The 23,850-nt window shown below is 71.3% G+C and carries 23 protein-coding genes and 1 pseudogene; 15 read left to right on the top strand and 9 right to left on the bottom strand.

Annotation, left to right across the window (positions count from 1 at the left end; genetic code table 11):
- Positions 1-115 precede the first annotated feature (115 nt).
- The 3 genes from AC07AB_RS24220 (at position 116) to AC07AB_RS24210 (ending at position 2,043) form a co-directional block, all read left to right on the top strand.
- A complete protein-coding gene (locus AC07AB_RS24220) occupies positions 116-616 on the top strand; it encodes a hypothetical protein (RefSeq protein WP_478570312.1) in 501 nt (166 codons plus the stop codon).
- A 103-nt stretch (positions 617-719) separates the two neighbouring features.
- Positions 720-1,079, top strand: coding sequence for a histidine triad nucleotide-binding protein (locus tag AC07AB_RS24215; RefSeq protein ID WP_478570310.1), 360 nt, complete (start codon positions 720-722; stop codon positions 1,077-1,079).
- A 13-nt stretch (positions 1,080-1,092) separates the two neighbouring features.
- A complete protein-coding gene (locus AC07AB_RS24210) occupies positions 1,093-2,043 on the top strand; it encodes a ribonuclease Z (protein WP_478570307.1) in 951 nt (316 codons plus the stop codon).
- On the opposite strand, the gene AC07AB_RS24205 is transcribed toward AC07AB_RS24210, so the two are convergent.
- Positions 2,009-2,836, bottom strand: a complete 828-nt coding sequence (locus AC07AB_RS24205) for an HAD family acid phosphatase (RefSeq protein WP_478570305.1) — start codon at positions 2,834-2,836, stop codon at positions 2,009-2,011. The two genes, AC07AB_RS24210 and AC07AB_RS24205, sit on opposite strands and share 35 nt — an antisense overlap.
- A 213-nt stretch (positions 2,837-3,049) precedes the next feature.
- On the opposite strand from AC07AB_RS24205, the gene AC07AB_RS24200 reads away from it, so the two are divergent.
- Together AC07AB_RS24200 and AC07AB_RS24195 are read left to right on the top strand one after the other, a co-directional pair.
- Positions 3,050-4,135, top strand: a complete 1,086-nt coding sequence (locus AC07AB_RS24200; protein WP_478570580.1) for an S-(hydroxymethyl)mycothiol dehydrogenase — start codon at positions 3,050-3,052, stop codon at positions 4,133-4,135.
- Positions 4,135-4,824 carry an MBL fold metallo-hydrolase gene (locus AC07AB_RS24195; protein ID WP_478570303.1) on the top strand — a complete coding sequence of 230 codons (690 nt, stop codon included), beginning with the start codon at positions 4,135-4,137 and terminating at the stop codon, positions 4,822-4,824. The genes AC07AB_RS24200 and AC07AB_RS24195 overlap by 1 nt, the downstream gene beginning before the upstream one ends.
- A 39-nt stretch (positions 4,825-4,863) precedes the next feature.
- Here AC07AB_RS24195 and AC07AB_RS24190 read toward each other — a convergent pair whose 3' ends face one another.
- The gene (locus tag AC07AB_RS24190; protein WP_478570300.1) at positions 4,864-6,192 is read right to left on the bottom strand and encodes a 6-phospho-beta-glucosidase; all 1,329 of its coding nucleotides are present in this window, start codon (positions 6,190-6,192) and stop codon (positions 4,864-4,866) included.
- A gap of 475 nt (positions 6,193-6,667) precedes the next feature.
- Here AC07AB_RS24190 and AC07AB_RS24185 point away from each other — a divergent pair, with 475 nt between their 5' ends.
- The 7 genes from AC07AB_RS24185 (at position 6,668) to era (ending at position 12,890) form a co-directional block, all read left to right on the top strand.
- A complete protein-coding gene (locus AC07AB_RS24185; RefSeq protein WP_478570577.1) occupies positions 6,668-7,738 on the top strand; it encodes a carbohydrate kinase family protein in 1,071 nt (356 codons plus the stop codon).
- A 246-nt stretch (positions 7,739-7,984) separates the two neighbouring features.
- A complete protein-coding gene (locus tag AC07AB_RS24180; RefSeq protein WP_478570297.1) occupies positions 7,985-8,986 on the top strand; it encodes a PhoH family protein in 1,002 nt (333 codons plus the stop codon).
- Between the two features lie 28 nt (positions 8,987-9,014).
- Positions 9,015-9,512 carry an rRNA maturation RNase YbeY gene (ybeY, locus tag AC07AB_RS24175; protein WP_478570295.1) on the top strand — a complete coding sequence of 166 codons (498 nt, stop codon included), beginning with the start codon at positions 9,015-9,017 and terminating at the stop codon, positions 9,510-9,512.
- Entirely contained in the window at positions 9,509-10,849 is a 1,341-nt protein-coding gene (locus AC07AB_RS24170; protein ID WP_478570292.1) for a hemolysin family protein, read from the top strand. Before ybeY ends, AC07AB_RS24170 begins: the two co-directional genes overlap by 4 nt.
- Before the next feature lie 181 nt (positions 10,850-11,030).
- Entirely contained in the window at positions 11,031-11,384 is a 354-nt protein-coding gene (locus tag AC07AB_RS24165) for a cytidine deaminase (protein WP_478570289.1), read from the top strand.
- 5 nt (positions 11,385-11,389) lie between these two features.
- The gene (locus AC07AB_RS24160) at positions 11,390-11,812 is read left to right on the top strand and encodes a hypothetical protein (protein ID WP_478570287.1); all 423 of its coding nucleotides are present in this window, start codon (positions 11,390-11,392) and stop codon (positions 11,810-11,812) included.
- Between the two features lie 136 nt (positions 11,813-11,948).
- Complete coding sequence (gene era, locus AC07AB_RS24155; RefSeq protein ID WP_478570284.1) at positions 11,949-12,890, top strand: GTPase Era; 942 nt, start codon at positions 11,949-11,951, stop codon at positions 12,888-12,890.
- Between the two features lie 210 nt (positions 12,891-13,100).
- Here the strand turns inward: era and AC07AB_RS24150 are convergent, their stop codons facing one another.
- The 5 genes from AC07AB_RS24150 to AC07AB_RS24130 form a co-directional block, all read right to left on the bottom strand.
- Entirely contained in the window at positions 13,101-14,375 is a 1,275-nt protein-coding gene (locus AC07AB_RS24150) for a DUF418 domain-containing protein (protein ID WP_478570282.1), read from the bottom strand.
- A 499-nt stretch (positions 14,376-14,874) separates the two neighbouring features.
- Positions 14,875-16,107 (bottom strand): MFS transporter, encoded by a 1,233-nt coding sequence (locus AC07AB_RS24145; RefSeq protein ID WP_478570280.1) that lies wholly within the window; start codon positions 16,105-16,107, stop codon positions 14,875-14,877.
- Entirely contained in the window at positions 16,104-17,423 is a 1,320-nt protein-coding gene (locus AC07AB_RS24140) for a GH1 family beta-glucosidase (RefSeq protein WP_478570277.1), read from the bottom strand. The genes AC07AB_RS24145 and AC07AB_RS24140 overlap by 4 nt, the downstream gene beginning before the upstream one ends.
- A gap of 199 nt (positions 17,424-17,622) precedes the next feature.
- Complete coding sequence (locus AC07AB_RS24135) at positions 17,623-17,889, bottom strand: protealysin inhibitor emfourin (protein WP_478570274.1); 267 nt, start codon at positions 17,887-17,889, stop codon at positions 17,623-17,625.
- A 29-nt stretch (positions 17,890-17,918) separates the two neighbouring features.
- Complete coding sequence (locus AC07AB_RS24130) at positions 17,919-18,974, bottom strand: M4 family metallopeptidase (RefSeq protein WP_478570271.1); 1,056 nt, start codon at positions 18,972-18,974, stop codon at positions 17,919-17,921.
- Positions 18,975-19,343: 369 nt separating this feature from the next.
- Here AC07AB_RS24130 and leuA point away from each other — a divergent pair, with 369 nt between their 5' ends.
- Entirely contained in the window at positions 19,344-21,116 is a 1,773-nt protein-coding gene (gene leuA, locus AC07AB_RS24125; RefSeq protein ID WP_478570268.1) for a 2-isopropylmalate synthase, read from the top strand.
- Between the two features lie 189 nt (positions 21,117-21,305).
- Positions 21,306-22,016, top strand: a complete 711-nt coding sequence (locus AC07AB_RS24120) for a TerB family tellurite resistance protein (RefSeq protein ID WP_478570266.1) — start codon at positions 21,306-21,308, stop codon at positions 22,014-22,016.
- A 4-nt stretch (positions 22,017-22,020) separates the two neighbouring features.
- Here the strand turns inward: AC07AB_RS24120 and AC07AB_RS24115 are convergent.
- Positions 22,021-22,365, bottom strand: a pseudogene (locus AC07AB_RS24115) (TetR-like C-terminal domain-containing protein); the annotation flags it as partial.
- 46 nt (positions 22,366-22,411) lie between these two features.
- Positions 22,412-22,831 (bottom strand): ATP-binding protein, encoded by a 420-nt coding sequence (locus AC07AB_RS24110; protein ID WP_478570263.1) that lies wholly within the window; start codon positions 22,829-22,831, stop codon positions 22,412-22,414.
- 167 nt (positions 22,832-22,998) lie between these two features.
- On the opposite strand from AC07AB_RS24110, the gene AC07AB_RS24105 reads away from it, so the two are divergent.
- Positions 22,999-23,850: a helix-turn-helix domain-containing protein gene (locus AC07AB_RS24105; RefSeq protein WP_478570260.1), complete on the top strand. Its 852-nt coding sequence runs from the start codon at positions 22,999-23,001 to the stop codon at positions 23,848-23,850.

Below are 23,850 nucleotides of genomic sequence, written 5' to 3'. Positions count from 1 at the left end.
TGCCCAGGACTGGCCGACGTCGCTCTACCCCCCTCCTCAGGTCGGTGGGACGCTGCCCCCTATGGGGGCATTGAGGCGATTACGCGATCGGCCGGTGCTGTGGAGTGCCGGAGTGGTGGGGATCGTCGGAGTGGGGGCGGCGGCCTTGGTGGGGTGTGAGCCGGCGGTGGGCGGGCTCAGCACCGTCAACGTGTCCGTCGCCACCGACAACCTGGCCACGCGCGCGCTGGAGCGCAATGACGTCACCGTGCAGTGGCTCGCCTGTTCCGGGCAGGTCGATAGGACGGGGGAGGAGGCGGGGAGTGCGCCGCCTCCGGTGACCGCGGTCGGGGTCGACTGCGAGGGGCGGAGCGGAGACGGGAAGAAGATCATTGTCTACGGGCGGGTGACCGGGATCAGCGGTGACTCATGCGTGCGGGGCAATCTGACCGCGAAAGTCGGTGGCAAGACCGTCTTCACCGCCACTGTGCTCGGGTCCTGCGACGGGAGCGCTGAGCCCTCCAGCACACGGAGCGGCGGGGAGGGAGGCAGTACGTATGTGCCTGCCCCGCAGCCCACTCCGCCCCCTCATCCTCAGCCCTCTGACAGTTGTTCCTCCGGTCTGCCCGGGAAGTGACACCCTCGCGCCTCTCCGATCATCGGGCTGTCGGTCCCGGCCGGTAGCATCCCGTTCGTACGCGCGAGCCGCGCGCGTCACACGACTCGGGAGGAGCCCACCGGTGGCGGGAGAAGCGCAGGCCGACTGCCTGTTCTGCAAGATTGTGGCGGGGGAGGTGCCGGCTACCGTCGTGCGGGAGAGCGAGACGACCGTGGCGTTCCGGGACATCAATCCGCAGGCGCCCACGCATGTCCTGGTGATCCCCAAGGCGCACTACCCCGACGCCGCCGCGCTCGCCGCCGCCGAACCGGCCATCGCCGCGGATGTGCTGCGCGAGGCCGGGGAGATCGCGGGGGAGGAGAAGGTCGACGGGACGGGGTACCGGGTCATCTTCAACACCGGCGCCGGCGCGGGGCAGACCGTCTTCCACGCGCACGCCCACGTGCTCGGCGGGCGCGGCCTCAACTGGCCCCCCGGATAGCCGGGGAGCGGCCTTGTCCGTACGGGAGCTCGTCGTCCTCGGCACCGCCAGCCAGGTGCCGACCCGGCACCGCAATCACAACGGCTATCTGCTGCGCTGGGACGGCGAGGGCATCCTCTTCGACCCGGGGGAGGGGACGCAGCGGCAGATGCTGCGGGCCGGGGTCGCGGCGCACGACCTGAACCGCCTCTGCGTCACGCACTTCCACGGCGATCACTCGCTCGGCCTCGCCGGGGTGATCCAGCGGATCAACCTCGACCGCGTGCCGCACCCCGTCGTCGCGCACTACCCGCGCAGCGGCCGGCACTTCTTCGACCGGCTGCGGTACGCGACCGCGTACCGCGAGACCGTGCGGCTCGTCGAGGAGCCCGTATCGGGCAGCGGCGGCACGCTCGCCGAGACCCCGTCGTACGAGCTGTGGGCGCGCAAGCTCTCGCACCCGGTCGAGTCGTACGGTTACGCGCTCGTCGAGCCCGACGGGCGGCGGATGCTGCCGGAGCGGCTCGCGGCGCACGGCATCGCCGGGCCGGACGTGGGGCGGCTGCACCGGGAGGGCGGTCTGAACGGCGTATCGCTCGACGAGGTGAGCGAGGTGCGGCGCGGGCAGCGGTTCGCCTTCGTGATGGACACCCGGCTGTGCGACGGCGTGTACGAGCTCGCCGAGGGGTGCGACATGCTGGTGATCGAGTCGACCTTCCTCGACGCGGACGAGCACCTCGCCGTCGACCACGGGCACCTGACGGCGGCCCAGGCCGCGCGGGTCGCGGTGGGCGCGGGCGTACGGCACCTGGTGCTGACGCACTTCTCGCAGCGGTACGCGGACCCGTCGGAGTTCGAGCGCCAGGCCCGGGCGGCGGGGTTCGACGGCGAACTCACCGTCGCCCGGGACCTGATGCGGGTGCCCCTGCCGAAGCGGGGGCACGGCGGGGTCAGGGCAGGTAGTACATCGGGTTCGGGAGCTTGACGGACTTCTCCGCGTAGCCGCCGGACAGATCGCTGTACTGGTCGCCGAAGTTGGCGACGATGTCGTAGCCCTGGGACTCGATGTGCTTGCGCGTGCCCGCCTTGTACTCGACGGTCGTGCACGTCGAGCCGCACGGCAGGTACGCGGGCGGCGTCTTCTTGTTCTGCAGGTAGAGGTGCGCGGTGTCCGCGGCCGGCCGGTAGCCGACGTTCTTGAGGTTGCGGACGCTCCACGCGCGCTGGTGCTCGTCGCGGCCGGTCACGTAGAAGACCGTGATGCCCTTGGCCTTCGCCCGGTTGACCAGCTCCGGCATGCCGAAGACGGCCGCCATGTCCTTGGTCTTGAGGTACTCGTCCTGCGACGCGGGCGTGAAGTGGAAGCCCTGCTCCAGCTCGTAGTTGTACGACAGGAGCGTGGTGTCGTCGAGGTCGAGCACGATCGCGGGCTTGCCGTGCTTCCCGTGATTCCCGTGCTTGCTGTTGTCGTGCGCCGCCTTCTTCGCCGCGCGGTCCAGGTGGCGCTCGGCCTTCTTCTCGATGCTCGCGAGCTGCTTGGCGTAGTTGCTGTGCGGCGAGGCGTAGTGCTCGCCGGAGGCGGTCACCGTGTCGCCGTAGTACGCCTTGATCTGGTCGGTGACCCGCGTCAGGTTCGGGATCTCCTTGTCCGAGCGGGGCACGGAGTGGTCGGCGGAGGCCGAGCCCGCCGCGAACAGGCCGCCGCCGGTGGCGAGGGCGACGGCCACGGCCGCGACGCGGACGCGCGTAGATGAGCGAGTGAGGGCGTTGAGGGCCACGCGGGGTCTCCAGAGGGCGTTTAAGGGTGCATACAGGTGCAGCGTGAAACTAAGGGGTCGGAGATCGCCGGTCAAGGGTTGTCTACGCGCGCAGAGCCCGGGCGGGGCTCGGACGGGGCGTCACGCTCGTACGGCGGGTGCGAGGCGGCTGGGCGCACCCGCCCGGTCCGCGTACGGTATGTGCAGATTTCCGAAGAGAAGGGCTGGCCGATCATGGCGCAGGAAGTACGCGGAGTCATCGCACCCGGCAAGGACCAACCGGTCCGGGTGGAGACGATCGTGGTACCGGACCCGGGGCCCGGCGAGGCCGTGGTGCGGGTGCAGGCGTGCGGCGTGTGCCACACCGACCTGCACTACAAGCAGGGCGGCATCAACGACGAATTCCCCTTCCTCCTCGGACACGAGGCGGCCGGCGTCGTGGAGTCCGTGGGGGAGGGCGCCGGCGACCTCGCCCCCGGTGACTTCGTGGTCCTCAACTGGCGCGCCGTCTGCGGCGAGTGCCGCGCCTGCCGACGGGGCCGCCCGCAGTACTGCTTCGACACCCACAACGCCAAGCAGAAGATGACCCTCAAGGACGGCACCGAGCTGTCCCCGGCGCTCGGCATCGGCGCGTTCGCGGAGAAGACCCTGGTCGCCGCCGGACAGTGCACCAAGGTCGACCCGGGCGTCTCCCCGGCCGTCGCGGGCCTGCTGGGCTGCGGCGTCATGGCCGGCATCGGCGCCGCGATCAACACCGGCGCGGTCGGCCGGGGCGACTCGGTCGCCGTCATCGGCTGCGGCGGCGTCGGGGACGCCGCCATCGCCGGCGCCCGGCTCGCCGGGGCCGCCCGCATCGTCGCCGTCGACATCGACGACCGGAAGCTGGAGACCGCGAAGTCGATGGGCGCCACCGACGCCGTCAACTCCCGCGCCACCGATCCCGTCGCCGCGATCCGCGAGCTGACCGGCGGCTTCGGCGCGGACGTCGTCATCGACGCGGTCGGCCGCCCCGAGACGTACGAGCAGGCCTTCTACGCCCGTGACCTCGCGGGCACCGTCGTCCTGGTGGGCGTGCCGACGCCCGAGATGAAGCTGGAACTGCCGCTGCTCGACATCTTCGGACGCGGCGGCTCGCTCAAGTCCTCCTGGTACGGCGACTGCCTGCCCTCCCGCGACTTCCCCATGCTCATCGATCTGCACCAGCAGGGGCGGCTCGACCTCGGCGCGTTCGTCACGGAGACGATCGGGCTCGGGGATGTGGAGAAGGCGTTCGAGCGGATGCACCAGGGCGACGTGCTGCGTTCGGTGGTGGTCTTCTGATGGCGGCCGAGTCCGGGGCCGATGACAACGCCCACGCCGAGTTCACCGCCGGGAACGGCCCGCGCGCCCGCGTCGACCAGCTCGTCACCTCCGGCACGTTCTCGCTCGACGGCGGCACCTGGGACGTCGACAACAACGTGTGGATCGTCGGCGACGATCACGAGGCGATCGTCATCGACGCCGCCCACGACGCCGACGCCATCGCCGACGCGCTCGGCGGCCGTACGCTCCGCGCGATCGTCTGCACCCACGCGCACAACGACCACATCGACGCGGCCCCCGCCCTCGCGGACCGTACGGGCGCGCCGATCCTGCTGCACGCCGACGACCTGCCGCTGTGGAAGCAGACCCACCCGGAGCGCTCCCCGGACGGGTGGCTCACCGACGGGCAGACGCTCACGGTCGCGGGCGTCGAGCTGACCGTGCTGCACACGCCCGGCCACGCGCCCGGCGCGGTCTGCCTGTACGCGCCCGCGCTGGCCGCCGTCTTCACCGGCGACACGCTGTTCAACGGCGGGCCGGGGGCCACGGGCCGGTCCTTCTCGGACTTCCCGACGATCGTCGACTCGATCCGGGAGCGGCTGCTGACGCTGCCCGCGCAGACCGTCGTCCGTACGGGGCACGGGGACTCGACGTCGGTCGGCGCCGAGGCACCGCACGTGGCGGAGTGGCTGGCTCGGGGGCACTGACCCCGGGGAGGGGCGGGGGCGGGCCGGCCCCCGCCCCGCTCAACTCTTGGACGCGCGTTCCAGAATGCGGGCGGCCACCGCGGGGGAGTCGACCAGCGGGTGCAGGGCCAGAGCGCGCAGCGCCGCATCGCGGTCCTTGTAGACCGCGGCCTCGATCGACGCCCGTTCCACCGCCTTGAGCTGGAGCATCAGGCCGAGCTGGTCCTCGCGCAGCGGCTCGCACGGCAGCGGGCGCGCCCCGTTCTCGTCGACCTCGCACACCGTCTCGATGACGGCGTCGGGCGCCAACTGCGGGACGGTCGTGCCGTTGGGGACATTGAGAATGAGACGGGCGCGCTCGTTCCGCGAGATCGCCCGCATCAGCGCCAGCGCCACCTGGTCGTAGCCGCCGCCGTCCAGGTCGCAGGAGTCGCGCTCCCAACCCCCGCTCGCCGCCCGGCTCTCGGACATGTACGTCTCCTCGCGCTGGAGCCGGGTCCGCTCCCACAGCTCGTACGCCTGCTCCGGCCGCCGGTCCGCGGCCTCCGCGAAGAACGCGCCCTGCTGCCCGTCCAGGAACTCGCCGCGGGTCTTGACCGATTCGGTCACCGAGCGCAGCGTCTCGCGCCGGAAGTAGTAGTAGTGCAGATACTCGTTGGGGAGCGCGCCGAGCGCATGGAGCCAGTCGGCCCCGAAGAGCTTGCCCTCCTCGAAGGCGCCCAGCGCGGCGGCGTCGGAGAGCAGGCCCGGCAGCAGGTCGCGGCCCTCGAACCGCAGGGACCGCAGCCAGCCGAGATGGTTGAGGCCCACATAGTCGTAGCTGACCTTGTTCGGGTCGACGCCGATGGCGCGGGAGGCCCGTCGCACCAGGCCGACGGGCGAGTCGCAGATGCCGATGACCCGCTCGCCCAGCACGGCCGTCATGGCCTCGGTGACCATGCCGGCCGGGTTGGTGAAGTTGATCAGCCACGCGTCGGGGGCCACGGCCGCGGCCCGTTCCGCGATATCCAGGGCCACCAGGATCGTGCGCAGCCCGTAGAGCACGCCGCCCGCGCCGACCGTCTCCTGGCCCAACACACCCTCGGAGAGCGGGATCCGCTCGTCCCGCACCCGGCCCGCCGTGCCGCCCACCCGGATCGCCGAGAAGATGAAGTCCGAACCGCGCAGCGCGTCGTCGAGCGTGTCGGCGACGCGCACGGAGGGCGCGCCGGGCACGTCCGCGGACTGCGCCGCCAGTACGGACTCGATGACACCCAGCCGCTCGGAGTCCGTGTCGTACAGCACCAGTTCGGTGCAGCGGCCGGGCGCGTCGCGCCGTGCGTCGTCCAGCAAGGCCCGGTGTACGAGCGGCACGCGAAAGCCGCCACCACCCAGAATCGTCAACCTCATGCCCGGAACGTACCGCAGCATCGGGCACACTGTCCGAACCCGCGTCGGAGGGACCAGACAAGGTCACGGGCAGGACCACACGGAGGACAGCGTGCGGGGAGGCGCGGCAGGGCCGTGGCAGGAGCGCGGACAAGGCCGTGAACAAGGCCGAGGGCAAGACCGTGGACAGGCCGTGAACAAGGCCGCGGGCAGGACGCGGGTAGGACACGGGCAAGGCAGCAGGGCAGCGGGCGAGCAGCGACCAGGGCGCAACGGGCAAGGCAGCAGAGCAGCAAGTCAGCAGAGCAGCAGGGCAGTGACCAGGACCGCAGACGTGACCGCCGGCACCACCGCAGACGCGGCCGGCGGTACGACGAGACGAGACGCGACGAGCGTCGGGGAGCGCACCGTGACATTTGGCGACGGAGACCGGCCGGCGAACGGCGCGCGGCCCCACGAACCGAGCGGCGCCGCGCCGCGGGCCGGGGCCTACCCGGTGCTCGACCCGCTGGCGGAGGTCCGCTCCGAACGTGACCCCGCGACCGACGTGTATCTCACCGGCACCGTCTTCCTCGACATCATCTTCACCGGCCTGGACTCCGCCCCCGTGCGCGGCACCGAGTCCTGGGCGCGCGGCATGGGCTCCAGCCCGGGCGGCGTCGCCAACATGGCCACCGCCCTGGCCCGGCTCGGCCTGCGGACCTCGCTGGCCGCCGCGTTCGGGGACGACATGTACGGCGAGTACTGTTGGGACGCGCTCTCCCGAGGCGAGGGCATCGACCTGGAGCAGTCCCGTACGGTCCCGGGCTGGCACTCGCCGGTGACCGTCTCCATGGCGTACGAGGGCGAGCGGACCATGGTCTCCCACGGCCACGAGGCCCCGCCGCCCGAGGAGCCCGCCCCCGTCTGCCCGCCGCCCGCCCGCGCCTGCGTCAGCCTCCTGGAGCCGGGCAAGCGCGAGGAGTGGCTCGCGCACGCGGCCCGCCGGGGCAGCCGGATCTTCGCGGACGTCGGCTGGGACGACACCGGCCGCTGGGACCCGGACGACCTCGCCGACCTCCAGCACTGCGAGGCGTTCCTCCCCAACGCCGAGGAAGCGATGCGCTACACCCGCACCGACTGCCCGCGCGTCGCCGCCCGGGCGCTCGCCGACAAGGTGCCGCTGGCCGTCGTCACACTCGGCTCGGAGGGCGCGTACGCGGCGGACGGCCGTACGGGCGAGACCGCCGAGGTGCCGGCCATCGCCGTGGAGGCGCTGGACCCGACCGGGGCCGGGGACGTCTTCGTCGCGGGCTTCGTCACCGGGACGCTCGCCGACTGGCCGCTCGCGGACCGGCTCGCCTTCGCGGGGCTGACCGCCGCCCTGTCCGTACAGGAATTCGGCGGGTCGCTGTCCGCGCCGGGGTGGGTGGAGATCGCCGCGTGGTGGCAGCACGTGAAGTCGTACGACGACCAGGACCCGGCGGCGCTGCGCCGCTATGCCTTCCTGGACGGGATACTGCCGCCGACGGCCCGGCCGTGGCCGCTGGTGCGCGCGGTGCCCACCATCGGGTTCCGGAGGCAGTGAGGCGGAGGCAGTGAGGCGGTCCGCGCGCGGCCTGCGGAGGATCTGCCGGCTGTAGCCCGGGGCGGCTCTCGGGCGGCCGTTGGCCGTACCGGCCGGGGCGGCTCCGCTGTACCGGCCGGAGCCCCGGCGGCCCTCCCGGCAGGCGGCCCAGAAAACACCTCGGCCTTGTCAGTGCACCGTCGTACCCTTGGTATCCCAAGGCTGTCGAGCACAGAGAGAGGGATGAGCAGGCCAGAGAGCCGGCCCATGACTCAGACACCTATGCAACCGCAGGCGCGCGCCCACTTCACCGTTCCGGCCAAGCACCCCATGGTCACGGTCCTGGGCTCCGAGGACTCGCTCCTGCGCGTGATCGAGAAGGCGTTCCCGTCCACGGACATTCATGTACGGGGCAATGAAGTAAGCGCTACCGGGGACCCGGAGGAAGTCGCCCTCGTGCAGCGCGTCTTCGACGAGATGATGCTGGTGCTCCGCACCGGTCACCCGATGACGGAGGACGCAGTGGAACGGTCGATCGCCATGCTCCAGGAGAGCGCCGACGGGGACGGCCCCGCGGAGACCCCGGCCGAGGTCCTCACCCAGAACATCCTCTCCAGCCGCGGCCGCACCATCCGCCCCAAGACGCTCAACCAGAAGCGCTATGTCGACGCCATCGACAAGCACACCGTCGTCTTCGGCATCGGCCCCGCGGGCACCGGCAAGACCTATCTGGCCATGGCCAAGGCCGTGCAGGCCCTCCAGTCCAAGCAGGTCAACCGGATCATCCTGACCCGCCCGGCCGTCGAGGCGGGCGAGCGGCTCGGCTTCCTGCCCGGCACGCTCTACGAGAAGATCGACCCGTATCTGCGCCCGCTCTACGACGCGCTGCACGACATGCTCGACCCGGACTCGATCCCGCGCCTGATGGCCGCGGGCACGATCGAGGTCGCGCCGCTGGCTTATATGCGTGGGCGCACGCTCAATGACGCGTTCATCATCCTGGACGAGGCGCAGAACACCAGCGCCGAGCAGATGAAGATGTTCCTCACCCGGCTCGGCTTCGAGTCCAAGATCGTGATCACGGGCGACATCACCCAGATCGACCTGCCCAACGGCACGAAGAGCGGGCTGCGCCAGGTCCAGGAGATCCTGGACGGCGTCGAGGACGTGCATTTCTCGCGCCTCACCAGCACCGACGTAGTCCGCCACAAGCTGGTGGGCCGTATCGTCGACGCGTACGAGCAGTACGACAGCCGAAACGGGCTGTGACACCCGACGAAGGTAAAAACTGACCACCATGGCGATCGACGTCAACAACGAATCCGGTACGGACATCGACGAGCAGGCGGTACTGGACGTCGCCCGCTACGCCCTGGCCCGGATGCGCATCCACCCGCTCTCCGAACTCTCGGTCATCGTCGTCGACGCCGACGCCATGGAGCAGCTGCACATCCAGTGGATGGACCTGCCCGGGCCCACCGATGTCATGTCCTTCCCGATGGACGAGCTGCGGCCGCCCGCCAAGGACGAGGAAGAGACGCCGCAGGGGCTGCTCGGCGACATCGTGCTGTGCCCGGAGGTCGCCAAGCGGCAGGGCGAGGAGGCGGCGACCGGCCACTCCATGGACGAGGAGCTCCAGCTCCTCACCGTCCACGGCGTCCTCCACCTGCTCGGCTACGACCACGAGGAGCCGGAGGAGAAGGCCGAGATGTTCGGCCTCCAGGCCGCGATCATCGACGGCTGGCGCGGCGAGCGCGGCATCGAAGGGCCCTCCCCGGCCCCCACGTTCACGTGACCGCTCAACTGCTCGCCGTCGCGGTCCTGCTGGTCGTCGTCGCCTGGCTCGCCGCCTGCGCGGAGGCCGGCCTGGCCCGTACGACGCGCTTCCGCGCCGAGGAAGCGGTGCGGTCCGGGCGGCGCGGCAGCGCGAAGCTGATGGCCGTCGCCGCCGACCCCACCCGCTATCTCAATGTGGCGCTGCTGGTGCGCGTCGCCTGCGAGATGGCGGCCGGGGTGCTGGTCACCTATGTGTTCCTGGGCGAGTTCGACCGGACCTGGGAGGCGCTCGTCCTGGCCATGGCCGTCATGGTCCTCGTCTCGTACGTCGCCGTCGGGGTCTCCCCGCGCACCATCGGCCGCCAGCACCCGGTGAACACCGCGACCGCCGCCGCGTACGTACTGCTGCCGCTGGCCCGCGTCATGGGCCCGATCCCGCAGCTCCTCATCCTCCTCGGCAACGCGCTCACCCCCGGCAAGGGGTTTCGCAAGGGCCCCTTCGCCTCCGAGGCCGAGCTGCGGGCCATGGTGGACCTGGCGGAGAAGGAGTCGCTCATCGAGGACGACGAGCGCCGCATGGTGCACTCCGTCTTCGAGCTCGGCGACACGCTGGTGCGCGAGGTGATGGTGCCGCGCACCGACCTCGTCGTCATCGAGCGCGGCAAGACCATCCGGCAGGCGCTGACGCTGGCGCTGCGCTCGGGGTTCTCGCGCATCCCGGTGACCGGCGAGAGCGAGGACGACATCGTGGGCGTCGTCTACCTCAAGGACCTCGCCCGCAAGACGCACATCAGCCGGGACGCGGAGTCGGAGCTGGTCTCGACGGCGATGCGGCCGGCGGTCTTCGTGCCGGACACCAAGAACGCGGGCGATCTGCTGCGCGAGATGCAGGTGCAGCGCAACCACTGCGCCGTCGTCATCGACGAGTACGGCGGCACGGCGGGCATCGTCACGATCGAGGACATCCTGGAGGAGATCGTCGGCGAGATCACGGACGAGTACGACCGCGAGCTGCCCCCGGTGGAGAACCTCGGCGACGGCACGTACCGGGTGACGGCCCGCCTCGACATCGGCGACCTCGGCGAGCTGTACGGCCTGGAGCTGGACGACGAGGACGTGGAGACGGTCGGCGGGCTGCTGGCCAAGTCGCTGGGGCGCGTCCCGATCGCGGGGGCCACGGCGGAGGTGGACCTCACGGACGACACCACCGATCCGGGGCTGCGCGCCCTGCGGCTGACGGCCGAGTCCCCGGCGGGCCGCCGCAACCGCATCGTGACGGTGCTGGTCGAACCGGTCCGTTCGCTCCATGTCCACGCGGTGGAGCCGAGGAGGACCCGGTCCGACGACCGGCCGTGACCACCCGGCGGGCCCGGGGCGCCGTGCCCCGGCTCCACCGCGTACGCGCGACGCCTGCCCGGACCGTCCCGAGGATGGGCTGACGTCCCCGGAGGCGCGGCGGGGGTGCATGCGGTCGGTGGCGGGATAGCCGGGCCGCCCGGCCGCCGGGGGCCGGTGGGTGCGCAACTATGCTCGCCGTATGACGGACAACGCGCCCTTGGACCCCGAGGACCTCAAGCTCATCACGCTGGCCCGCGCCACCCGCGCCCGTAACGCGGTGCCCGAGGGCGCGGCCGTGCGCGATGAGACGGGCCGTACGTACGTGGCCGGGACCGTCGCCCTCGACTCGCTCGCGCTGAGCGCCCTGCGGACCGCCGTCGCGATGGCCGTCGCCAGCGGCGCGACGTCGCTGGAGGCCGCGGCCGTGGTCACCGCCGCCGACGCCGTGCCCGACGCGGACCGCGCGGCCGTACGGGACCTCGGCGGCCCCGCCACGCCGGTCGTGCTCGCGGCCGTCGACGGCACGCCGCGGCTGACCGTACCGGCCGGGTGAGCGCCGTGGACTCGCGAGCGAAGGCCAACTGGTCGCTGATGGCGGGCTGGGGGCTCATCGTCTGCGGCACGATCCTGACCGTGGGCGTCTTCGTCGACCTGGCGCTGGGCGACGGCTTCGCCTGGTGGACGCTGGCCTGGATGGCTGTGCTGCTCCCCGAGGGCGTGCGCTACGTGGCCGCCGAGCGCGGCGCGGAGCGGATCGCCGCGCGCGTCCAGTCGCTGTTGCCCGTTCGGCTCGCGGTGGCCGCGGTGATCCTTTGGGCCGGGCTGATCACGGACTGGGCGCGCGGCCGTGACGCCGACTGGCTCATCCTCGCCGCCGCCGTCCTGGTCCTGGTGACCACGGCCGTCACGGCTTTCACGCACGTCACCGAGGTGGCCCGCCGCCGCAGGGCGCGCGCGGGGGGCGCGGACGCGCTCGGCTGAGCCGCTGCCGCCGCCCCGCACGCGCTGCTTCCGCCGCCTCACGGACAGTCGCCGCGTACGCACAGCGCAGTACCCCGGCCGCCCCCGCCTGCCGCGCTGGTCGGCGGCGGCCGGGGGATCGGGGAGAATATCCCCTATGGATAACGCCTCCGCCCCGACCCAGGCCCCCCATCGCGCGGGCTTCGCGTGCTTCGTCGGCCGCCCCAACGCGGGCAAGTCGACCCTGACCAACGCACTGGTGGGGACGAAGGTCGCGATTACCTCCAGCCGCCCGCAGACCACCCGGCACACCGTCCGCGGCATCGTGCACCGGCCCGACGCCCAGCTCGTCCTCGTCGACACCCCCGGTCTGCACAAGCCGCGCACGCTCCTCGGCGAGCGGCTCAACGACGTCGTGCGGACCACGTGGGCCGAGGTCGACGTGATCGGGTTCTGCCTGCCCGCCGACCAGAAGCTCGGCCCCGGGGACCGGTTCATCGTCGCCGAACTGGCCAAGATCAAGAAGACCCCGAAGGTCGCGATCGTCACCAAGACCGACCTCGTCGAGTCCAAGGCGCTCGCCGAGCAGCTGCTCGCCGTCGACCGGATCGGCCAGGAGCTCGGCATCGAGTGGGCGGAGATCATCCCGGTTTCGGCCGTGGGCGACCAGCAGGTGTCGCTCCTGTCCGACCTCCTCGTCCCGCTGCTCCCCGAGAGCCCGCCGCTCTACCCGGAGGGCGACCTCACCGACGAGCCCGAGCAGGTCATGGTCGCCGAGCTGATCCGGGAGGCCGCGCTGGAGGGCGTACGGGACGAGCTGCCGCACTCCATCGCCGTCGTGGTCGAGGAGATGATCCCGCGCGAGGACCGCCCCGAGAACAAGCCGCTGCTCGACATCCACGCCAACGTCTACATCGAGCGGCCCAGCCAGAAGGGCATCATCATCGGCCCCAAGGGCGCCCGCCTCAAGGACGTCGGCATGAGGTCGCGCAAGCACATCGAGGCGCTGCTCGGCACCCCGGTCTTCCTCGACCTGCATGTGAAGGTGGCCAAGGACTGGCAGCGGGACCCGAAGCAGCTGCGCAAGCTCGGCTTCTGAGCCGGGGGAGCCGACAGGCCGACCCGGCCCGGAGCCGACGTGATCGGCCTGGGCCCCGGGAAGGCCGGACAGTTCGCCGAGGCCGCCGCCGAACGCTTCGCGCCGCCGCCCGGCTTCGCCGCGTCCGTCGTGGCCGGCCTGCGGCGGCAGCCTGCCCGCCACCTCCTTCGGGCCGTGCGGCCTTCCGGCCCGCCGCGACGGCCGGCCCTTTCACCGATAGCTGGAAGCCACGCGGTGGCGTTTGTCTCTGCCCGGTACCGCGATGGTGACGGCTTGGTGCACCAGCCATTCCAGGGGGCCGCGGCGCAGCCATGTGCGCCACAGCAGGGACGCGGTGAGCGAGACCGCGACGAAGAGAGCGAAGGACAGAACGGAACGGCTGGTCGGCCCGCCTGCGCCCGCGCTGATCGGCGCGAGGTGCTGGAGCCAGAGGAAGTGACCGAAGTACCAGGTCAGAGCCATGCTGCCGAAGGCAGTCACGGGGCGGAGCAGCCGCTGCCCCAGCCGCTTGTCCATCAGGGTGAGGAGGCCGCCGAGCAGTGCGGTGATCGTGCCGAGCATGAAGGCGCTCTCGGCGGCGCTGAATTGCTTGTCGGCAGGGCCGGGGTGGCCCATCGTGACGAGCGACTCCCAGGGCGCCTTGGGCATGCTGGGAGGTGCGGACGACGCACCCCCGGGCGCAGCCGTCGCGGCGGCCGGCGGATTCTTGTACGCAGTGACCTTGTCCATGGCGCCCAGCGGATACATCGAGACCAGCGACAGCAGGAGTGCGGCCGCGGCCGTTCCCGCGCCGGCCACCGTCATCCGTCGCCGTATCGCGGCTTTGCGCAGGTCCAGCTTGCCCAGCGCGAGCCCGAGCACCAGGAACGGAAGCGCGGAGATGGTGTCCTGGCCGACGTTTCCCAGACCGAAGACGACTTCTTGGAGGGTGGGCAGCCATTCGCCCGGCGTGATGAGCAGGACGAATCCGCCCACCGACTCCTTCGGGACCAGGCCCGGCCCCATGCCGGGCACGAAGCCCCAACTCGCCCCCGCGTGATCGACGGCAATTTTGAGTGCCGGGCAGACCGCCGCCAGCACGCCGACGATGATCAGCAGGGTTCTGACCCGCAGCACTGACAACGGAAGCAGGAGCAGCAGCCACAGGGCGTAGTAGTGCAGGATCTGGACGTCCCACGCGCCGAGCTCGCCCAGCACCATCGCCAGTACGAACAGCATTCCCGCACGGACCGCTACCCGCTTCCAGGCGATGACCCGTTCCCGGCCGCGGCGTACCGACTTACCACCGGTCAGCAACGCGACCGTCACCCCTGCCAGCAGGAAGAAGATCTCCCGCGAGCGGCTGCTGAGCAGCCCCTGGACCCAGGCCAGTGTGGCATCGGCGGGTTTTCCGGCCGGCGCAGGGCTCCCCCAACCGGTCAGTCCGAAATGCAGCCAGACCATGCCGAGGATTGCGAACGCACGCAGTACGTCGAGCCCTGACATCCGCCCTTTCGAGGCCGTCCGGTCTGTCGCGTCCTCACCGTGGGCGTGCGCTTCTCGGGGACCGCGCGCCTGGGCCTCTGGGCCGACCATGAGATTTCCTGCCTTTCTTCATGGGGTGATCCGGTCATTGGCAAGACCGGGCCACACAGGGATGCCGGGTGTGGCTGACGGGCTCTGCCCGTTGGCGGCTTGAGAGGGTCGGCTGACGAGGCGGTGAGTGGCGCGAGTCATGCTGGTGCGTTCGGGAACGCTTTGAGCATCGGGCACCCGCAGACGCCGAGGGGGCCGGAGACCACGCCGGCGGGGGGAGGGACAGGCACGGCTGGTATGAGGTGATTCCCTTGTGCATGCCCCGCAGGCAATCACTCGCCGAGGCCGGTCAGCTGCGCGGTCATCATCCGGTCACACAGCGGTCAAACGACAGTCGCACAGGTGGCAGTGGTGCTCCGCCGGCCAACCGCTCCGTGAGAACCGGGCCGGCCGACCCGCCTCCGAGTGCTCAGTCCACCCCGCGGATGCGGTGCACCCCCGCCGCGCCCGCCAGCACCACCGCCGCCGCCAGGAAGTACAGCGTCCGGTAGCCGCCGAGGTGGGCGACGACCGGTGCGGCCAGGACGGGGGCGAGGACCTGGGGCAGGGAGTTGGCGATGTTGACCACGCCGAGGTCCTTGCCGCGGTCCGCGGCGGCCGGCAGCACGTCGGTGATCAGCGCGAAGTCGACCGAGGTGAACACCCCGAAGCCGACGCCCAGCAGGGCCGCCGCGACCAGTGCGCCGGGCCACGTCTGCCAGCAGGCCAGCAGCACGGCGGAGCCGGCGATGAGCACTCCGGACCAGGTCACGTACGGCTTGCGGCGGCCCGTACGGTCGGAGCGGACGCCCGCGGCCACGACCGTCGCGAGCAGCGCCGCGCTGTTGACGGCGGTGAGGATCAGCACGCCGTCCGCGGCGTCGCCCGCGTAGTGCACGACATCCCGCAGGTAGTACAGGAGATAGAGCAGGGCGATGGAGTTGCCCAGGTTGATCAGGAACCGGGTCAGCCACGCCCACGCCAGGTCCGGGTGGGCGCGCGGGCTGAGCCGGAACCCCGCGGCGAACTCCCGCAGGGCGAAAGGCGGGCGCAGCTCCCGGGGCAGCACCGGGTCGCGGTGGCGCAGCAGGTACGGGAGGGTGCCGAGGACGGTGCAGGCCGCGCAGGCCAGATAGCCGGCGGAGCCGCCGCCCGCGGCCGTCGCCAGCCCCGTGCCGGCCAGTACGCCGAGGATCTGGGCGGCCCCGAGCCAGCCGCCGACCGTGCCCCGCTGCCGGCGCGGCACCCGGTCCGGGACGGCGGCGGTGAGCGCGGCGAACGCGGCGTTCAGGGCGAGCTGGACCAGGCACCAGCCCGCGATCATGACGGCGAGAGTGGTGGCCGCGGAGAGCACGGCGAGCCCCAGGGCGCCGCCGAGCACGCCGACGGCGATCCAGGGAGTCCGGCGGCCGTAGCGCGAGGTGGTGCGGTCGGAGAGCGCGCCGAAGAGCGGGTTGGCGACGACCGAGACGGCCGCCCCGGCGCCAGTCACCCAGGCGAGTGCCGCCGCCTTGTGGCCGGGGGAGACCTCCGCGGCCTGGAGGGCGAGCAGCACCTGGATCGGCCCGAACCAGCCCGCCCAGACGGCCCCGTTGGCGAGCGAGAGCGAGGCCGTCCAGCCGCGGCCGACCTCGTGTACGGGCGCGGCGAGCGCGTCCGTCAACCGCTCGCCCGCGCGTTCGCCCGTATCGCGTCCCGCAGCCAGTGGTACGAGTCCTTGGGGGTACGGGCCTGGGTGGCGTAGTCGACATGGACGAGGCCGAAGCGCTGTTCGTACCCCTGCGCCCACTCGAAGTTGTCCAGCAGCGACCAGACGAAGTAGCCGCGGACGTCGACGCCCGCCTCCATCGCCCGGTGCAGCGCCCGCAGGTGGCCGTCCAGGTAGTCGATACGGGCCTGGTCGGCGATGCCGTCGTACGAGCAGCCGTTCTCGGTGATGTACACGGGCGGCAGGCGGTCGCCATAGCGGTCGCGGAAGGCGGTCAGCAGCTCGGTGAGCCCTTCGGGGACCACGGGCCAGCCGAAGGCGGTGCGCGGGCGGCCCTCGATCTCCTTGAGGGAGAAGGGGAGTTCGGCCGGGAGTGCGATGCCCGAGTAGTCGCGCTCGCCGTCCGCCGCGGGGTCGGGCGCGCCGACGAGGGTGGGCTGGTAGTAGTTGACGCCGTACCAGTCCAGCGGCTGGGAGATGATCCCCAGGTCCTCCTCGACCGGACCGGGCATGGCGTCGGCGATCCCCTGGTCGGGGTAGCGGCCGAGCAGGACCGGCTCGGCGAACAGCCGGTTCAGGAGCAGGTCGTAGAGGCCGGCGGCGTCGCGGTCGGCCGCCGCGTCGGAAGCGGCCCAGGTGGGGCCGTGCGAGTTGGCGATTCCGATGGAGCGGGCCCCGCGCGCCCGTAGCGCCTGTACGGCCAGGCCGTGCCCGAGCAGCTGGTGGTGGGCGGCGGGCAGCGCGTCGAAGAGCAGCTTCCTGCCGGGGGCGTGCTCGCCCAGCCCGTAGCCGAGCAGGGTGAGTTCGGCGGGCTCGTTGATGGTGATCCACATGTCGACGCGGTCCCCGAGCCGCTCGGCGACCGCGTCGGCGTACGCGGCGAAGCGGTGCGCGGTGTCCCGTACGAGCCAGCCGCCGCGCTCCTCCAGGGCCAGCGGCGTGTCCCAGTGGAAGAGCGTCGGCACGGGCCGTACGCCCGCCGCGCACAGCTCGTCGACGAGCCGGTCGTAGAAGTCCAGGCCGGCCTTGTTGACGGGGCCGCGGCCGTCGGGGTGCACCCGGGACCAGGCGATGGAGAAGCGGTACGCGCCGACGCCGAGCCCCGCCAGCAGGGCGACGTCCTCGCGGTAGCGGTGGTAGTGGTCGCAGGCGACCGAGGCGTCGCGGCCGTCCTTGATCCGGCCGGCCTCGGCGGCGAAGACGTCCCAGGTGGAGGGCGTCCGCCCGTCCTCGCGCAGCGCGCCCTCGATCTGGTGCGCGGAGGTGGACACGCCCCAGAGGAAGTCCCGCGGGAGGTCCGGAAGCGGCCGCGGAGAAGATGCTGACACCGGTGATGCCCCCTGCCGATCGGAGATCGCGATCGTCTTGGGCGCGCGGGCAGGTGTCAAGAGCCGAGGGCGGTTCTTCCTTCCGGGCTTCCCGCCGGTCTTGCCTCCGGTCTGCTCTCCGGCCGCTCCGGCGCGGCGGCCGCTAGGCGCCTTCCTTCAACACGCTCCGGATGAGCTCCCGTTGGTGCTCGGTGAGGTGCGGGTCCGCGCAGTGGGCCGTACGGCCGTCGACGGTGATCTCGTAGTGGAAACCGTCGGGCACGCCGCGCGAGGGGCCGTCGGAGGGCCCGCTCAGGGCCTGGTGGGCCAGGGCTTGCAAATGGTCCGCGTCGGGCCGGCCGGTGGTGTCCAGCTCGGCCCGGCGCTCGATGCCGGCGAATCCGCCGGTTCGGGTGATGGCAATCCGCATGGGGCCATCCTGTCCCGGATCGTCCGCCACTACGAGGCGGGGATCCCGACCTGGGACCACGCCTTGAGAACGGCCTGAATCTCGTCGCCGTCCCCGAAGAGGGTGCGAGTGCTCGCGGCGGTCAGCCGGGCGAAGTCCGCGAACTGGGCCTCGGTGGACAGCTCCCCGCCGGTCAGCGTGGCGTACCAGATCTTCCCGGCCTTCTCCCAGGCGTTGCCGCCGAGCGCCTGGGCCAGCAGGTAGAAGGCGTGGTTGGGGATGCCGGAGTTGATGTGCACCCCGCCGTTGTCGCGCGAGGTGTTGACGTAGTCGTCCATCGTCGCGGGCTGCGGGTCCTTGCCGAGCTTGTCGTCGTCGTACGCCGTGCCCGGGGCCTTCATGGAGCGCAGCGCGTCGCCCTGGACGTCCGGGCCCAGCAGCCCCGCGCCGATCAGCCAGTCGGCCTGGGAGGTGGACTGACCGAGCGCGTACTGCTTGATCAGCGAGCCGAAGACGTCCGAGATCGACTCGTTGAGCGCCCCGGACTGGCCCCAGTACTCCAGGTTGGCGGTGTGCTGGGTGACGCCGTGGGTCAGCTCGTGGCCGATGACGTCCACGGGGATGGTGAAGTCGAGGAACAGGTCCCCGTCGCCGTCGCCGAAGACCATGCGACTGCCGTCCCAGAAGGCGTTGTCGTACTTCTCGCCGTAATGGACGGTGGCGTTCAGCGGCAGCCCGGAGTCGTCGATGGAGTGCCGCCCGTACGCCTTGAGGTACAGGTCGAAGGTCGCGCCGAGCCCGGCGTGTGCGCGGTTGACGGTCGCGTCCTTCGAGGGCTTGTCGCTCTCGGAGTGCACCTTCCGGCCGGGCAGCGTCTCCTGCTGCTTGGCGTCGTAGATGGTGCGCTGCGGCTTGTCGGAGGCGGTGTCCGCCACGGCCGCCGCGGCGCGGACCGTGGTGATCCGGCGGCGGGTGCGCTGGAGGGCGTCGTGCTCGATGGTGCGCGCGGCCCGGTCGGCCCGCGTGGGGTCCTCGCCTCGTGCGAGCTTGTCGAGGACGTGGGGCGGCACGATGGTGCAGAAGACGGGATTGCGTGTGGCGTCCATGCGAGGAATGTGGCACTGGGTCATCAGATTGTCACTGCTTGGCGTCATGATTAGTGAAATCGAGTGGTTGGCCTCCCCTTGTCCGTCGGAGGGGGGTTGCTTGTGCTGCGTCGCCGGGGGGGCTGGGCGGGCCGTCCGGGCGGCCCCGGGCTTCCTGCGGCGAATACCCCGTCCCGCATACTGATACGGGACCGCCGGTTCCCGGACCCCTCGGTTAGGGTGCTGAGCATTATGCGTTTCGGGCTGCTTCTCCTTAGCTGCCGCGGCGAGGGCCTGTAGTCGTAGGCCGACCCCCTCCCCGCGGAGTTCGGTGTTGCGGTGAACCCACCCGTCGGCCGTCCCAGTGGACACACGAGGAGCCCTACGCAGATGTCTGTTTCCGACAACGCCATCGGCCGTCCGACGCCGATCACCGCCGCCACCGTCAAGCAGCGGCCCTCCGGCATGCCGGCGCACCGCTACGGCCGGTACGAGGCCGTCGAGATCCCCGACCGCACCTGGCCCGAGAACCGCATCACCGCGGCGCCGCGGTGGCTCTCGACGGACCTGCGGGACGGCAACCAGGCGCTGATCGACCCGATGTCCCCGGCCCGCAAGCGGGAGATGTTCGACCTGCTGGTCCGCATGGGCTACAAGGAGATCGAGGTGGGCTTCCCCTCCTCGGGCTCCACCGACTTCGACTTCGTCCGCTCGATCATCGAGGAGGGGGCGATCCCGGAGGACGTCACCATCTCCGTGCTGACGCAGGCCCGCGAGGAGCTGATCGAGCGGACCGTGGAGTCGCTGCGCGGCGCGCACCGGGCCACCGTCCACCTGTACAACGCCACCGCCCCCGTCTTCCGCCGGGTCGTCTTCCGGGGCTCCCGCGAGCAGGTCAAGCAGATCGCCGTGGACGGCACCCGGCTGGTCGTGGAGTACGCCGAGAAGATCCTGGGCGACGAGACGGCGTTCGGCTACCAGTACAGCCCCGAGATCTTCACCGACACCGAGCTGGACTTCGCGCTGGAGGTCTGCGAGGGCGTCATGGACGTCTGGCAGCCCGAGGCCGGCCGCGAGATCATCCTGAACCTGCCGGCCACCGTGGAGCGCTCGACGCCCTCCACGCACGCCGACCGCTTCGAGTGGATGTCGCGCAACCTGACGCGCCGCGAGCACGTATGCCTGTCCGTGCACCCGCACAACGACCGGGGGACCGCGGTCGCCGCGGCCGAGCTGGCGATCATGGCCGGGGCGGACCGCATCGAGGGCTGCCTGTTCGGGCAGGGCGAGCGGACCGGCAATGTGGACCTGGTCACGCTGGGCATGAACCTCTTCTCCCAGGGCGTCGACCCGCAGATCGACTTCTCGCAGATCGACGAGGTCCGCCGCACCGCCGAGTACTGCAACCAGATGGAGATCCACCCGCGCCACCCGTACGCGGGCGATCTGGTCTACACCGCCTTCTCCGGCTCCCACCAGGACGCCATCAAGAAGGGCTTCGAGGCGATGGACGCGCAGGCCGCGGAGCAGGGCAAGAGCGTGGGCGAGCTGGAGTGGGCGGTTCCGTACCTGCCCATCGACCCGAAGGACGTCGGCCGCTCGTACGAGGCCGTCATCCGCGTCAACTCGCAGTCCGGCAAGGGCGGCATCGCCTACGTCCTGAAGAACGACCACAAGCTGGACCTGCCGCGCCGGATGCAGATCGAGTTCTCCCGGATCATCCAGAACAAGACCGACGCCGAGGGCGGCGAGGTCACCCCGGCCGCGATCTGGACCACCTTCCAGGACGAGTACCTGCCCACCCCCGACAACAACCCCTGGGGCCGCATCACGCTGCGCGCCGCCCAGACGTCCACGACCAGCGAGGGCACCGACGCGCTGACGGTGGAGGCCGTGGTCGACGGCGCGGACACGGTGCTGACCGGCAGCGGCAACGGCCCGATCTCCGCGTTCTTCGACGCGCTGGCCGGCGCCGGCGTCGACGCCCGGCTGCTGGACTACCAGGAGCACACGATGAGCGAGGGGGCCAGCGCCCAGGCCGCGTCGTACATCGAGTGCGCCATCGACGGCCAGGTGCTGTGGGGAATCGGCATCGACCCCAACACCACCCGCGCCTCCCTGAAGGCCGTCGTCTCCGCGGTGAACCGGGCCTACCGCCGCTGACCTGCGGCCCGTCGTACGTACGCGGCGAGCGCACACCGCCCCGCACCCCTCCGAGCGGGGGTGCGGGGCGGTGTGTTCGGCCCGTTGCCGTGCTCCGGGTGCGTACGAGGTGCTGACGCGGCATCATCGATGTGGCTAACATCACGTCAACGCGGCGACGGTGCCGTGGCGTTATGGAGGTGCGGCGTGATGTACACGCAAGACCGACACGAGCGGAACCGTTGTCTTGTCGGCGTACGCACCGTATGGCGCACCGTCGGCGACGGCGAGTTCTTCTGCTCCGGCTGCGGCGGAGACCGCAACTACCACCGGCGCACCGGCAACCGCCGCCTCTTCGCCTTCGGCGTCCCGCTGCTGCCGCGCGGCCCCGTCGGCCCGGTCGCCGAGTGCACCGACTGCCACTCCCGGTACTCGCTGGACGCCCTGGACCACCCGACCACCACCCGCTTCTCGGCGATGCTGCGCGACGCCGTGCACACCGTCGCCCTGGCCGTGCTCGCCGCGGGCGGCACCGAGGCCCGCGGCGTCCGCCAGGCCGCCGTCGGCACGGTACGGGCCGCCGGGTACGTCGACTGCAACGAGGAGCAGCTGCTCACCCTGATCGAGGCGCTCGCCGCCGATACGGGCCGCCTCCCCGGCGCGTACACCGACGACCGCGACGGCTTCGACCCCTGCGGCACCGCCCTGGCCATCGAGCTCCACGAGGCCCTGGAGCCCCTCGCCCCGCACCTGGCCCCGGCCGGCCGGGAGTCGATCCTGCTCCAGGGCGCCAGGATCGCCCTGGCCGACGGCCCGTACCGGCCGGCGGAGCGGGAGGTGCTGTCGACGGTGGGGCGGGCGCTGCTGCTGCGGCCGGAGGACACGGACCGCTTGCTGGCGGCGGCTCGTACGCCGTCCTGACCGTTCATGTTCCCGTGACCAAGGGCATGAAGACCGTGTCGACGGTCTCCTCGATGTCCGGGGTCGGCATCGGCCGCAGGTTCATGAGTACGTCGTGCCGGAGCAGATCGTAGGGGAGCCGTGTGATGCGCGGGAGCTTCGCGCCGTCGATCTCGCCGCGCTCGGCGGCGCGGCGTGTCACGGACTCGATCAGCGACCACCGCTCGTCGATCAGGGACGTCCGCAGCTCGGCGGGGGTCGTCCCGGTCTCCTCGAAGAAGGCGGCGAGCTGCGCGGTCATGGCCGCCGCGAACATCGTGAACGCTCCGTTGAGCTGTTCCAGTAGCGCGACGGTGTCGTCGCGCAGGGACCCGGTGTCCGGGGCGGTGAGCTCGAACTGATCGCTGGCGGGCCTTTTACGCGGGGTCGCGCAACTCGAACCAGACCCGCTTCCCCGACGGCTGGAGCCCGCCTGTCCAGGTGATCCCCCAAGCGGATGCGAGTTCCTGTACGAGGAGGAGCCCGCGCCCCGACTCCTCATCGGGGCGCGCTGCGTGCAGCCGGGGGCGGCTGTCGGGATCGTCGTCGTGGACCGTCACGAGCACGCTGTCGCGGCCCACGGTGGTCTCGATGTGGATGGTGGGGGTGGCGGTATGGAGGTTGATGTTCGTAACGGCCCCCGACACCAGCAGCTTGGCCACATCCACCAGGTCGGGACGGTCGTTGGCGAAGAGAACGGCCGCCACGGTGTCACGGCAGAACTTCGGGCTGGTGGGGGAGTTGGGGGCGCTGAGTCCGTAGGACTTGGTGGGTTCGGCGATGAGTGTGGGGCTCATGTTCGGGTCTCCCTACGCTGCGTTGCGTAACCGACCGAATGCGGTGCGCTAGGGTGACTGTAGAGCATCGAGGGGAACTAGTTCGACGGATTGGCTGAACTAGTAACCCTCATGGACGTGTGGCAGGGTCGCACAGGACACTGTGTGGCGAAGTGAGGGGGAGGCGCATGCCAACCAGAGCGGCCCCGACCGCGAGGCAGCGACGCCTTGGCGCAGAACTGCGAAAGATGCGCGAACACGCCGGGATGAACGTGGCTTACGCCGCCGAGCAGTTGGGTGTGAACCGGACGCGGATCAGCAACATGGAAGCTGGCCGATTCGGCGTAAGCGAGGAGCGTGTGCGCTCCCTCGCCGCGATCTACTCATGTGGTGACCAGGCGTACGTCGATCAGCTCGTGGCCATCGCTGTGGAGCGCGGTCACGGATGGTGGGAGGACTACCGGGGGAAGCTGGCGGCCAACGCCCTTGACCTCGCCGAACTCGAACATCACGCGGCGGGACTGCGCCTGGTGCAGATCATGCACATTCCCGGGCTTCTCCAGACCGAGGACTACGCAAAGGCCGTGTTCCGCACCGCCGAGCCCGAGCCCACCCCGGTCCAGCTCCGGACCAGGCTGTCGCACCGGTTGAAGCGTCGGGACGTGCTGGACCGGGAAAGTCCACCGCAGTGCGTATTCCTCATCCATGAAGCCGCGCTCAGACTGCACTTCGGCGGACCGAAAGTGGCCCGACGGCAGTTGGAGTACGTGCTCGAAGCGTCGGAACGGGACAATGTGACCGTGCGCGTCATCCCGTTCTCCGTGGGCGGGTTTCCGAACGCGGGAAGTTCCACCACGTATGTCTCCGGGCCGGTGCCGCAGCTGGATACGGTGCAACTCGATGCGCCGACCGGTAGCGCGCTCCTGGACTCGGAGACGCATCTCGCCAACTACCGGCGAGTCCTGGACCGGACGGAAGAGGGGGCGATGACCCCCGAGAACACACGCGAATTCATGCACGTCATCGCACGTCAACTCTGA

This window comes from Streptomyces sp. NPDC044033, assembly GCF_056434425.1.
Note: the sequence above shows the minus strand (reverse complement) of the source record. Positions and strands in the feature narration are given on the sequence as shown.

Bases quoted from the DNA above. Each gene is read 5' to 3' on its own strand.
- AC07AB_RS24200 (WP_478570580.1), top strand. From the start codon at position 3,050: ATGGCGCAGGAAGTACGCGGAGTCATCGCACCCGGCAAGGACCAACCG.
- AC07AB_RS24195 (WP_478570303.1), top strand. From the start codon at position 4,135: ATGGCGGCCGAGTCCGGGGCCGATGACAACGCCCACGCCGAGTTCACC.
- AC07AB_RS24190 (WP_478570300.1), bottom strand. From the start codon at position 6,192: ATGAGGTTGACGATTCTGGGTGGTGGCGGCTTTCGCGTGCCGCTCGTA.
- AC07AB_RS24180 (WP_478570297.1), top strand. From the start codon at position 7,985: ATGACTCAGACACCTATGCAACCGCAGGCGCGCGCCCACTTCACCGTT.
- ybeY (WP_478570295.1), top strand. From the start codon at position 9,015: ATGGCGATCGACGTCAACAACGAATCCGGTACGGACATCGACGAGCAG.
- AC07AB_RS24165 (WP_478570289.1), top strand. From the start codon at position 11,031: ATGACGGACAACGCGCCCTTGGACCCCGAGGACCTCAAGCTCATCACG.
- era (WP_478570284.1), top strand. From the start codon at position 11,949: ATGGATAACGCCTCCGCCCCGACCCAGGCCCCCCATCGCGCGGGCTTC.
- AC07AB_RS24150 (WP_478570282.1), bottom strand. From the start codon at position 14,375: ATGTCAGGGCTCGACGTACTGCGTGCGTTCGCAATCCTCGGCATGGTC.
- AC07AB_RS24135 (WP_478570274.1), bottom strand. From the start codon at position 17,889: ATGCGGATTGCCATCACCCGAACCGGCGGATTCGCCGGCATCGAGCGC.
- AC07AB_RS24130 (WP_478570271.1), bottom strand. From the start codon at position 18,974: ATGGACGCCACACGCAATCCCGTCTTCTGCACCATCGTGCCGCCCCAC.
- leuA (WP_478570268.1), top strand. From the start codon at position 19,344: ATGTCTGTTTCCGACAACGCCATCGGCCGTCCGACGCCGATCACCGCC.
- AC07AB_RS24120 (WP_478570266.1), top strand. From the start codon at position 21,306: ATGTACACGCAAGACCGACACGAGCGGAACCGTTGTCTTGTCGGCGTA.
- AC07AB_RS24110 (WP_478570263.1), bottom strand. From the start codon at position 22,831: ATGAGCCCCACACTCATCGCCGAACCCACCAAGTCCTACGGACTCAGC.
- AC07AB_RS24105 (WP_478570260.1), top strand. From the start codon at position 22,999: ATGCCAACCAGAGCGGCCCCGACCGCGAGGCAGCGACGCCTTGGCGCA.